Genomic DNA, 12286 nt, shown 5'->3' on the forward strand with positions numbered 1-12286 from the left:
TATAATTTATAAACATATAATATGAAATTAGGATGAAAAGGAAACTACTTTTTTAAAATGATTTCTTTTAGGAACCTGAAAAACGGCATCTTTAAGTTGCCCTGTGATTACGTTAACTAAAAACGTACTATTTTAACAACAATCATAGAGACACTTTTAAAATGGAAAAGAACAGAAAAATCGAACAATACTTAAGCTTGTATATACCCTATATCTTAGCACAACTTGACCGCCCACAGACCGTCCGGTTTTTGTAGTGTTCGGGAGATAGGCGTGAAGCAAAGACCGGAGAGATGAGTTTTCAGTACATGTGAAGCATCCATACAGATGATGTACAGTTTGGCGGTGGAAAAAGGGCCCTTAGGAATCTTCCGGAGCCACTCAAGCACGGTATTCCCTTAACCGAGTCATACTAGGGATATCGAGAGTTTCTGGCCAGGGAACCACCGTGCAGCTATGCTGCTTTGGAAATCGATGACGACCATAACCATTACGAACACCTACCGTGGTGTCAAGACGCTTGCTCCGATACAGGTTGATCACATGGGGATTTGACACCAGAGCAAGGGGTGCCCACTGGCGGCATCCCGCTCACTTTTGACACTTTCCAGCATATCCCATTGTGGGCGTTCGTTGTACCACATCCCCTTTCTGACCAAGCCGCATGTTTCAACCATGTCAAACAGATCTTTGGATAACATCAGGTAATCCCGCTGTTTGATGTTCACCCCCATTCTGTAGGCACCCAAGCTATGGTATTCCGCATCCGGGCCTTTGTCCAAATCTCCCCGAAAGCTGGTATGACGGGTGATGTCGGTGAGTCCACTGTCTTTGATCAGGGGAGCAATGGCACTGCTGAAGGCGGGGGCATCAAGGGTTCCGGTGAGGATGGTCCTCCGATCGGCATGCTTCTTTCTTTGGGCCAAGAGTTCCGCAATGCGTTTGGATTGCAGCCATTGGCGTTTCTTAAAGGTTTCACCATCACTGGCACCACTGACAAATTGGGTACAAAGGACATTCAGGAATTTACCAGAGCCCATCCCAAGGCGATATTCCTGCAAGTCGGTATCAAACGTGGGGTTTTCATCAGCGTCAAGCTCATTGATCCGTGTACCCAGCGAAACCAGCTGGACGCCGGCCTTGGCCAAGAATCCGATGCCCCTGCCGAGCGGGTCGTTGGTTTCCATAAAAACAACTTCGCGATAGGGCGCACTATCGGTGCAGGCCAGAAAATGGCGATTGAATTCCACCAGGGAAGCACGGCTCTCGACCTCGGTGACCACCAGGATATCAGGGTCTACCGTTTGGATGACCTCGGCCTTGTTCGCAATGGCCTTTTCATTGATTGGCATGGAATCGACCATGGCCCATCCCTCCCAATCGGTCAGATGGCTCGCCTTATGCCCATCCAAGTCCAACCCCCTTGACAAGAGCAGTTGCCCCATGACGTTCTTGACCGTAAAATGGGATGGGGTACCCGCGGGGTCAAAACCCAAAAAACGGGAAAGCACCCGCATCCGATCAAAATCCTTTTGGGAGCGTTCCCGCAATAGCAATAAACGTTCAAATTCCGCCACCCACCGGGCCCTGTTTTCAGCACGGAACCTCTGGACCAGGTCAATGGGACGATAAAAGATGTTCTGTAGGTTGTAAAAGGCAATTTTCATGATCGGTCGTTTAGGCTGAAATTCTTGTTTTCCGAAAGGATTTTGTGTATTTCCTCCTCATCGTAGTATATGATGCCCCCAAGCCTTGAATAGGGTATCGTGCCATTGACCCGTAGGTTTTGCAGTGTACCTGAGCTTATCTCCAATTTCTCCATGACACTATTGGATTTTATCCATCGGTGGAGGGTGATCCGGTCATGTTTCAAGAGGATATCCTTGAGCTCTTGCAGCAGGGATGCCCTGAACTCTTCCAGGTCCTCTTGTGTCACAATGTTTACTGGCATGACTTTAGGTGTTTCGGTTTCCCCAAAGATGGGCTTTGGACCAAAAACAAATTCACAAGTTGTGCCCAACTTGGGTCAAACTTTAACATAAATACCCCCTTTATCCGATAATTTGTACGATTTATAGCTGTTATATTGTAGTATTTAACACATACTATATATTTAAAATAAGTTCCCGTCCCTTCAAATAATCCCCCATAAGGGTCATTTGTTGTCCACTGGCCACTTACCAAGGTGACCATTCGTTCAAATAGAAAGAGATGTGGTTTGGAATCGTTTTGACAGTATTGGCACTGGCCCCCATATCCATTTCCTCCAAGGGAGTGGACGGGCAACGCACGCCGCTGCAATGCCATTCATCCAACCTTCTGTTGGCGGTTCTGCAAAATACCGATCCCGATTCTCCATCGAAATACGATTGGACGCTGGCCTCGGACACGGTTTCGGGCAAGACGGGAGTCCACCACAACACGGTGGCCCTTACCGCGGAAATTTTGGAGCGGGAGGAAACCATCAGGGTTCAATTGGTCCTCGCCACCTTACTGGTAGCTTTATTGGCATTCTTCTATGTCAAATACCGAAAGATGCATAGCAGACTGAACATCGTGCTTCAGGAAGGTGTGGAACCCACAATAAGCCAAGTACCCAATGCAAATATCATCCCCATGGACATAGCACCGGAAGTCGTGCAACGAATCCTTTTGGCGTTGGACCAATGGGAAAGCCAAAAAGGATATATGGATCAGGGAACCAGTCTGGGCACCTTAGCCACGCTACTCGGGACCAATACGAGCTACCTCTCCAAGATCATCAACGTTTATAAGGGACAAACATTCTCACAATACCTGAGGGATCTTCGAATCACCCATGCCATCAACCACATCAAGGAACATCCGGACATTCTGACGACCCAGTCCACCATCCAACTGGCGGAACGGTTCGGTTTCAGTTCGGTGGATGTCTTTGCCAGGGCGATGAAATCCAAGATCGGGCTTACCCCTGGTCTGTTCTTTCGGAAAGTTCGCCAAAAACATCGCTAACAACAATGAAGTAGATTGGACACCCCTTCCATTAAACTTTTCCATGCACAAAACACCTTATACGTTCCCTTTGTCCATATGGGCCTTAAGGGTGTAGGCCATCCCATCCAGGAAGCGGGTCCTATCCTTTTTCCGGGCACAGATCTCCGTGTAAGTACGGTAACAATCGCCAAGCTCACAATGGAACGCCGATGATAAGGTCTGGGCAATTTCCTTCACCTCGGCCTTTCCCCCATTGATGGCCCCGGTATGGTGTAGGGCATAGACCAATTCCGTGAGGGCCGCCTTGGTGGAGGACCATTGGAGCCTTGGACGGAACGTCCCAGAACCCTGTGTATTCCGTCTATCCCTAAGATAGCCAATGGCCCTCCGATAGGCACGCAATTGCCCCAAGAGCATATCATGGGAGGTCGTAAAGATGGGGTCCATGGCGATATGGTGGGCATACGCCGGTTTGAGGGAATCCTTTTTCTTTCGGGTAAAATACTGCGGATCCCAATGGGTATGTCCCAATTGTATATACTTCCAGAACTGTGCATGCCCCGATAAAAAGCTGGACCATAGCTTCCGTTTTGTCTTGATCCATTGCCTTCGGGCCTTTTTACCGCATACAGGGATTTTAAGCTCCAAATCCAGGAGTTCCGAATAGTAGATCAGATGCACCAAGGGCACTTGTTTGGTATGCTTAAAAAAATGGATTTCCTCCGCCTCGTCCACAAATCCCTTGTGCACCACATGATCTCTGAGCTCCCAGAGCCGGGAGCGACATAAGTCAGTAATTTTTTTGGCGGCCTCAATGACGTTGGGCACATGGGCCTCAATTTCCTGTATCTCGGTCTCAAGGGCCGAAGATGTCAACGAATGGTTCATATCCAAAAAATTTATGTACATCGGCAGGCAAGTGTCACGGATTTGGATATTGGGACAATCGATCGGGAACCCATCCAATATGGCCCATAATGCCTAGGCTACAAAAGATAAGTGACGGCACTTTATAAAAGCAGGCATTTTACCCAACTGTCCGATTCCAACAATAACATCCCCTGGTCAAGCGAAACCAAAGGTCAGCAGTACCTTAAAAACCAAGGCAACAGCAAGGGAAGCATTTTATAAATAGTAGCCCACAATGCCAAAAACAGGCCATACCTATAGGCTAACGCTCTCCCCTACCATACCCCTTGTCCGACATAGCTTCCGGAAAAACGCTGCAAATTGTCGGATTTTGACATCCGATTCCCGAATTATGCCATTGTATCCATCCGATTCCCTACCTAGTTTAGTGTGTAAGTGGCATATAAAAACAGAAAGCCCCAATAAGCACATCAAAAAACCACGCATTATCCAATACCGATGAAAACAGTATCCATACATAAGAAAACCATCATAAGTACCATCTCCATCCTATTCCTTGTGCTGTTTGTCTACACGGCCAGCAGCAAATTGTTGAACCTTGGACTTTTTGAACTGCGGTTGGGCCGTATGCCCTATATCGCGCCATATGCCAGTCTTTTGAGTTGGAGTGTACCCTTATTGGAATTGGTGATTGCCGGACTATTGGTGATTCCCAAATTACGGATAATAGGCCTGTACGCCAGTGGCATCCTATTGACCCTTTTCACGATCTATATAATTGCCGTTTTGCAATTCAGCGATGACATCCCCTGTTCTTGTGGCGGGGTACTTGCGGCATTACGATGGGACGACCATATCGTTTTCAATGCCATATGCATGGTATTGGCCCTAACTGCCATCGTCCTTAACAAAAAACAGCATAAAACATCCAATGGATAAAATTACTGCGCAGTGTAAGGGGAAGCCGAAAACCTTGAACAGAGTAGGCATCATACTTAATTCATAAAACAATGAAAACAAGTTTTTTAAAAATCGTTTTACCGGCCTTCGCCATTGTAATGGCGGTCGGCCTGGCCTTTGCCACGGAGGAAAGCAATAGCTCCTATATAGGATATATTGGCACTCCGTCCGGAGTTCAACAAATCCAAACAGATTGTCCCAATTCCGGGGAGAATTTGTGCTTTGAAGGGATTTATCAGGTGTATAATAATCCTGAACTTACCGATCCAAAGGTTAAGAGGCTTTAGGCCTATCTCTTGTTGAACAACATAAAGGTGTCCCGAGGGACACCTTTATTACTAACTCAAAAAACAACGAAACCAGGTTCGCTATATCGTGTACCATAGCTTCTGCGCTATGATGATATCTTGAAATTAAGGACCCACTCCTTCCTCCAAACTAGCTAAACAATGGGCCCAATGTCCCTTTAGTACCGTATCTTTTTTACCATTGATTTTATCCTCCAATTGCTTTTGCAATCGCATCAATTGTTCCATCATCAAGCCTTTCGCATAATCGGTATGCACAAACAATTGTTGTTGCGGATCGATATCAATTGCTTCCTTATCAATGGCTTTTATCATCCAATCAATATAGCTCAACTGTAGCCCTTGTTTTCTGGGATCTACGGATACCTCCCTTCCTTTGAGCTCGCTAAACAGTGCATTCTGTAACTGTTCCAAATAGTTTTTTAGGACTCCCTCATATCCATCGATAGTTTCCATATGCTGCATCCGTTTCATAAATCTTGACTTGAGCATTTCCCTTAACAACATCTGTTGCCTGCTGAGCAGAGGATCGGGATGTGTCGTTACCCTGATATGGGTTTTGAATGTCGGATAGGCCAACCACATGGGCGGGTCAAAGACCTGTTGCAACAGATAATCCAAGCCCTCCTGTTGGGTCCGCAAGGGTATCGGATCGAACATATTTCCAGCTTGTTCCATGGACTTATAAAAAATCTCATAGCCCCCGACCATAGAAAACACGCGCCGCACCAAATGGTACCATAGGGAAATGGCCCTTTCATGGATACGTTCGATACGTAAGTAATCCTTTCTATTACGGTTGATACTGGGCAATAGTTCCATAGCGCGCTCCAAATTCTTTAGGCCCAATATCGCGCCCTGGACCGGATCTCGGACCTCCACGACCTGATCTGTCACAGCGGGCCCCATGGTATCTCCATGGCGGTTGGCCAAGCGGTACCATGGAATGGTATCCTGTAAACGGATTATACGCTCCAGACTATCGGCCTGTTGCTCTTTGGACATCGCATCTGGAAAAGTCTCATAGGCCCATCGGATGTAATAGGCATCGGTCGGCCCTACTTTTTGTATCAGTAGCGAAGGAGGTATGTTATCCTCTGGCTGGGCCATATTATTATGCCGGGCATAGGTCATGATACTTGGGGTGTGTCCCATGGTCCGAAGCCACGCTTCATCCCCCATTTTTTCGACAGGATACTGATTCTCCCCATAGTTATTGTCCTCGATGCCCAAGGCATGTCCCGTCTCATGGGCCGTTACGGATTGGATAAGTTCCCCCAACAGTTCATCAGGAAAGGGATAGGTCTGTGCCCTTTTGTCCAGGGCCGCACATCGGATAAAATACTCATCCATACGATATTCATAGCCTGATCCCAAGAGCACATCGGTCTTGATCAGTTCCCCTGACCGCTGATCGATGACATAGGTGACCGTTCCACCACCACGCTTTTCACCAAAATACCTGATGTTCTCGTCGCTAAACCAACGTACGATGGAATGTCCCAGGCTATAGGCCGACCATGGATCTAAGGAATCCACTTCTTTGACCACAATAGCATCCTTGAAGCCTGCAGCTTCGAAGGCGGGCAACCACTCCTCGATACCGGCCTTGACATAGGGCCTCCATTTTTTCGGAATATCCGGGGAGAGCGTAAAGGTAATCGGCTTGATGGGCACACTGATTTTCCTATCCTTGTGTTTTTTCTCCAATCGCCAACGGGCAATACTTGCCACATAGTTGTTCAGGTGTTGTCCCGTCGTCATGGACTCGTTCCAAAACCCCATCCGATAATCAAACCTCCTGGGCTCCATAGGATCAGGCAATTTCAGAAAACTATAATGTACGGGCTGTACAATTTTGGCACTTTCCTTCTGATGTCCCAATTGCATTTTGATCATCAGTTCGTCGTCCAACAATTTTACCCCAATAAGCTTGTTGAGGGCAGGGACCATGGGATCGGAAGATATGGCTCCCCAACCAACGGAACGATCGAACAGTATGTCGGTGATATCAAAACGATATCCCTCCCCAGGTTCTTTCAAAATCGGAAATACCCCTAAAATATTCCGTTCCAGATCAGGATCATTTTGTAGGGCAATCCATATCCCTGTTTCGGACCACACCCTGGTCTCCTCCAAAACGAGCTGGTTTCCTGACTTTCGAAAAACGACCTGTTTTTGATCATACCGCGACAATCGCCCGATACGCGTTAGGAGCATTGGCTCATCCAAGCTGGTTACGGGAAGCTCCATATAGAGCCTCCCCTCCTCCAAGGAAGCATCCAAAAAAGGTGCTGCCGTGGAAATCAATCCACCACTATCGGTATAATTCGTATTTTGGGACCATCCCAGTGAGGGCATCAAACAAAGCGCCCATATCCATAAAATGTATTTCATTGTGCTTTTGTTAATGGGATGGGCTTCCCCTGCCACTGTACTACCCCATTCAAAGGTCAGTGGCACAGGGGACATACCCATCCAGTTAATATCCTTGATTTTGTGGCAATAGGTTGGGGTTGGTTTCCAATTCGCTCTCAGGAACTGGAAGTAACACATCGGTTTCTTTCCAATTGGGCTTTACGCTCCCCAATACTTCCGTTGCCCTACCGCTGCGCTTGAGATCGAACCAACGGTGTCCCTGCTCGGCAAACAGCTCGATCCTACGTTCGGCCAGAATGGCCGAGAAAAGCTCGTCCACGGTATTGGCCGTGCTATTGGGCAGCCCTGCCCGACTACGGATCGTATTGAGGTCGCTCCGTGCCCCCACCTCATTTCCCAAGGCAAGCAAGGCTTCCGCCCGAATCAGGTATTGTTCCGCCAATCGGAACTGAATGGCATATTCCAAGGATTCGGTCACATTAAATCGGGCCTTGTACTTATAGGGATAAAAGAAGGTTACGGTATTTTCGGCATTCGATATGCTATCGACCCATGCCGTTCTTCGAAGGTCCCCAGTTTCAAAGGCGGACAACAAGCCTTCGGTCATGGCAAAAGTCTGTCCAGGAACGGAAGGGATGATCAACCGATTGGCCTCTTGGGTATTGCCCGGCAGGCGCCCATGGCGCAATTGCCAGATGGTCTCCCCGGATTCCTTGAGGAACACTTTATCAAAGTCTTCCTCCAGAGAAAAAGTCGCAATAAGGTCAGAGGCCTGACCCGCCGCCAACTCCCATTGTTCGGTCAACAGATACATGCGTGCCAAGAGCGCTTTTGCGGTAAAATGATCGATAAAGGTTCGTTCCCCGTTGGCAATGGCAATATCCTCCATCAGCGCGACGGCTTCCAACAAGTCGGCAATACTATTTTCATACACCAAATCCTCGGATAGTCTTGACACCTTATTGTTCACGCGATAATCCGTCGAGGTCACATAGGGAACATTGCCAAAAACGGACGCTAATAGGCTGTGCATAAAGGCGCGGACAAACAAGGCCTGTCCCCGAAACTTTTGCTGTTCTCCCATAGTAAAAGTAGCATCCTCCAGTCCCTCCAAAATGGCATTGGCCCCATAAATGACCGAATAGGCCTCGCTCCACCAGCCAAGTAGTTCCGTATTTGGGGGCAATACCCGGTTTTGGTAGAATTCCAACAATTGCGGATCGGAACCATAATAGTCCAGTTCATCACTGTAGAGGGCCATTCGAGTGGTCAGGCCCACATTTCCGGAGACCATTCCCGTCTCCCGCATCTTAAAATAAAGGTCTGCCAAGGCAGACTCCACCGTCGCCGGATCATCAAACACGGTCTCTGAGACCAATACGTTCTTTGGGGGATCGACCTCCACAAAATCCGTACAGCCCAAAAGTCCCAAAATCGGAAGGAGCAGCAGGAAATATTTTAAAATCGAAGCGTTCCATTTCATAATCAAATCGGTTTGTCTTGTTTTCATATTCATTGTATTTAGCATTAGAATCCCACTTTTAATCCCAAGGTCAATTGTCTTAGCGGCGGTAATCGGCTATTGAGGGTCTGTTCTGGATCAGGTCCTTTATAAGGGGTAAAGGTGAATAGGTTCTGGCCTTGCAAATAGACCTGAACGTCAAGTCCCTTGTCCAACATGGGTACTTTATAGTTCAGGGAAATGTTCCTGACCCGGATAAAAGAAGCATCCGAAACCACAGCATCGCTACTGCGCTGGAGGTCGCCATTGCCCACCCCAAAGGCCAATCCCGAGGAAGCCACTTGAACAGGTTTCATATCTCCGGGTTCCTGCCATCTGTCGAGAAGCTCCACACTGGCATTTCTGGGAAAGCCCGGTACGGCATCGTTCTGAAAATTGTTGAACCCCTCTTGTTTTTTGAACTGGAAGAACACATCAAAGGTCAGGTTCCCCCAACTGAGCGTATTGCCCATTCCCCCATAAAAACTAGGGGCCAGGTCCGCAATAAATTGTCGGTCCTCGTTACTGGTGATGGCCCCGTCCCCATTGAAATCCTCTATTTCGTATTGTCCTGTTTCGGGGTCGACCCCCAAGGAACGGTAGAGCTTCACAATGGACAAGGGCTCCCCGATGACATATTGATTGGCGAAGGTGGAGGTCTCCAAGCCATCAAAACGCACCAATTTGCTCCGGGGTACGGTCAGGTTCAAGGTCGTCGACCATTTAAAACGGCCCTTTGACAGATTGATGGAACGCAGGTCCAGCTCCAGGCCGGAGTTCTCCACGGTCGCATCGAAATTCCCTGTCAGTTCCGAAAAGCCCGTTGTGGCCGCCAAGGGCACTCCCACCAACTGATTGGAGGAACGGTTCCGGTACCAAGCGGCATTGAGAGATATCCGACTCTTAAAGAAGCCCAGTTCAAGTCCAGCTTCCAGTTTATTGTTCGCTTCCCAACCAAAGGCCGGATTGAAAATTCCCGTGGGACTTAAGACGGACACCCCGGCATAATCCTCGCCAACAACCGTATAGGTATCCAAAAACTGATAGTCACCAATATTATCGCTGCCTGTAGTCCCATAACTGCCCCGCAGTTTCCCGAAGCTCAAAAAAGCACTCTCCGGAAACAGCTTCTCTTTGGAAAAGATCCAGGCCAGTCCCACCGCGCCAAAGTTTCCGAACTGCCTACCGGGCCCAAATCGGGACGAGCCGTCCCTACGACCCGTCAGGTTCAGGATATACCGGTCCAACAATTGGAGGTTGACCCTCCCAAAGACGGCATTGTACCGATAATCGCTATCGGTGCTCCCACGGGCCTCCACCTCATCGGCCGCTGCCATATTGTTGATCAGGGCATTGGTGGGAAATCCCCGTCCACGAAGGACAAGTTGCTCGGTGGTCTCCTGTTGGAAGGTCGTACCCACCAGCACATCCATGGAAAGTACATCCCACTGTTGTTTCCATTGTAATTGGGGCTCCACGATCCACGAGGTCCTTTGGGACTGATTGTTGGTCAGGCTGGAATAGTTTTGTGGCGTAAAATTGAACCTTGGGTTACGGGCCGAACTGGGCAGGGTCCGGTAGGAATCCAAGCGATAATCCGTATAGCCGAGACTACTGCGCAGCTCAAGACCCTCCCACAGCTCATAGGAGAGCATGGCATTGGCCAGCACGGTACTGCTCTTCACCCCTACCTTTTCCTCCAAGGAAGCCAAAGGATTGTTCCAAGTATTGTTCTCCCAATTCAAATTGCCTTCCTCATCATAGAGGGCGGGGGCATTGGGCGCCAGGGTATACGCTTGAGAAGAAAGATCGATACTGGGCACTAGGTTATCCTCATGGGTATAGCTGGTGGAGAGGTTCAATTTGAACCGCTCATTGCTGGAGCGATGGTTAATGTTGCTATGGACCGTGGCCCTATTATACTTGGAATCCCCGGGAAATACCGTGGTTTCGTCCAAGTGGGCCCCACTGACCAAAAATTGGGTTTGGGCACTCCCTCCGGATACGGATAATTGGGCATTGTTCCGGTAGGCTGTTCCTCCGATGAGCACCTGTTGCCAATCGGTGTAACGGTTGTTGTCCCACAGGGTAATATCGGGCCAAAAGCTATCGAAAACGGGGTTCTCGAGCGCGGCCTCGAATCCATCGTTGATGACCCCTTCACGGCGTACTTCCAGATACTGCTCCGTGTTCATCAGGTCCACAAAGTTGGAGACCCTTCCAAAGGTAGTGCTCAGATGGGCATCAAAGCGCGTTTTTCCGGCCCTCCCCTTTTTAGTGGTGATCAGCACCACTCCATTGGCCCCACGTGATCCATAGATGGCCGTGGCATCGGCATCCTTGAGCACTTCGATACTCTCGATATCGTTGGGATTTATGGCATTCAGAGGGCTGATATCACTGCCGAGGATAAACCGTGACACATCCTCGGAACCCAAGGACTGGGAACCAAAGGGCACCCCATCCACAATATAGAGGGGATCGGTGACTCCATTGATAAAGTTCTGTCCCCGTACCTCCACGGAAAATCCACCTCCGGGCACACCGGTATTCTGGACGATGTTGACCCCGGACATTTGGCCTTGCATGGCCGCCAAGGCGTTGCCCACGGGCTGTTTATCGATTACAGCTGCCTTGACCGTGGCAATGTTCCCGGTGCGCTCCCGCTCCGAGACCGAATAATAGCCGGCATTGAGCACCACTTCGCCCAATACCGTCACATCCTCTTCCATGGTCACAAGAACCTCTTCCCTACCCGCAATGGGCACGGAAAGACTCTTGAAACCCACCATGGAAAAGACCAGGACATCGGAAGGGCCGACAGTAATGGTAAAGGAACCGTCCAGATCGGACATGGTCCCGATATTCTTGGATTCCACCACAAGGTTCACCCCGGCCAGGGGATTCCCAGACGTATCGGTCACGGTGCCGGAAACGGTGGCCTGCGGTGGTTCCAAGAAATTGCCCGCTTGGACATTAAATGTACAAAGGGGCATTAGAAAGACATATAGGAGCACAAGCAGGGTTCCCCTGTGCATGCATATTATTGAATATTGCATAAATTGAGTTCTTTTAATTAAAGCGTTAGTTGTTCTATACACTGCCCCATAAGTCACGGAAAAGCCGTAACTTCCAACAAGGACATCAAGGTTCGGACAAAGGCCATCCTGCCCAAAGAGCAAAAGCTCTCGGAAATAGGATTCCTAAACCAAAAAAACATGGTTTCGTGATTGGGCCGGCAGCCCTCAAAGTGTACGTGAATTGTGGGACTAAAGGATATCGTGAACCGGAATAG

General features: G+C 48.8%; 9 protein-coding genes. 3 read left to right on the forward strand and 6 right to left on the reverse strand.

Annotation, left to right across the window (positions count from 1 at the left end):
• Nucleotides 1–539: 539 nt before the first annotated feature.
• On the reverse strand, nt 540–1667 hold the full coding sequence (locus J4E06_RS01705) for a hypothetical protein (protein ID WP_349522318.1): 1128 nt from the start codon (nt 1665–1667) through the stop codon (nt 540–542).
• Nucleotides 1664–1951 (reverse strand): helix-turn-helix domain-containing protein, encoded by a 288-nt coding sequence (locus J4E06_RS01710; RefSeq protein ID WP_349522319.1) that lies wholly within the window; start codon nt 1949–1951, stop codon nt 1664–1666. The genes J4E06_RS01705 and J4E06_RS01710 overlap by 4 nt, the downstream gene beginning before the upstream one ends.
• Before the next feature lie 260 nt (nt 1952–2211).
• On the opposite strand from J4E06_RS01710, the gene J4E06_RS01715 reads away from it, so the two are divergent.
• Entirely contained in the window at nt 2212–2991 is a 780-nt protein-coding gene (locus J4E06_RS01715) for a helix-turn-helix domain-containing protein (protein WP_349522320.1), read from the forward strand.
• Between the two features lie 57 nt (nt 2992–3048).
• On the opposite strand, the gene J4E06_RS01720 is transcribed toward J4E06_RS01715, so the two are convergent.
• Nucleotides 3049–3861, reverse strand: coding sequence for an RteC domain-containing protein (locus tag J4E06_RS01720; RefSeq protein WP_349522321.1), 813 nt, complete (start codon nt 3859–3861; stop codon nt 3049–3051).
• Nucleotides 3862–4341: 480 nt separating this feature from the next.
• Between J4E06_RS01720 and J4E06_RS01725 the strand changes: the two genes are divergently transcribed.
• Nucleotides 4342–4782 (forward strand): MauE/DoxX family redox-associated membrane protein, encoded by a 441-nt coding sequence (locus J4E06_RS01725; protein ID WP_349522322.1) that lies wholly within the window; start codon nt 4342–4344, stop codon nt 4780–4782.
• A 71-nt stretch (nt 4783–4853) separates the two neighbouring features.
• Complete coding sequence (locus J4E06_RS01730) at nt 4854–5090, forward strand: DUF6520 family protein (protein ID WP_349522323.1); 237 nt, start codon at nt 4854–4856, stop codon at nt 5088–5090.
• A 126-nt stretch (nt 5091–5216) separates the two neighbouring features.
• Here J4E06_RS01730 and J4E06_RS01735 read toward each other — a convergent pair whose 3' ends face one another.
• The 3 genes from J4E06_RS01735 to J4E06_RS01745 form a co-directional block, all read right to left on the reverse strand.
• Complete coding sequence (locus tag J4E06_RS01735) at nt 5217–7508, reverse strand: zinc-dependent metalloprotease (RefSeq protein ID WP_349522324.1); 2292 nt, start codon at nt 7506–7508, stop codon at nt 5217–5219.
• A gap of 85 nt (nt 7509–7593) precedes the next feature.
• Nucleotides 7594–9000, reverse strand: a complete 1407-nt coding sequence (locus J4E06_RS01740; RefSeq protein WP_349522325.1) for a RagB/SusD family nutrient uptake outer membrane protein — start codon at nt 8998–9000, stop codon at nt 7594–7596.
• A gap of 17 nt (nt 9001–9017) precedes the next feature.
• The gene (locus tag J4E06_RS01745; protein WP_349522326.1) at nt 9018–11987 is read right to left on the reverse strand and encodes a SusC/RagA family TonB-linked outer membrane protein; all 2970 of its coding nucleotides are present in this window, start codon (nt 11985–11987) and stop codon (nt 9018–9020) included.
• Between the last annotated feature and the right edge of the window lie 299 nt (nt 11988–12286).

The organism is Allomuricauda sp. NFXS6 (genome assembly GCF_040148835.1).
In the GTDB taxonomy this organism is placed as follows: domain Bacteria; phylum Bacteroidota; class Bacteroidia; order Flavobacteriales; family Flavobacteriaceae; genus Flagellimonas.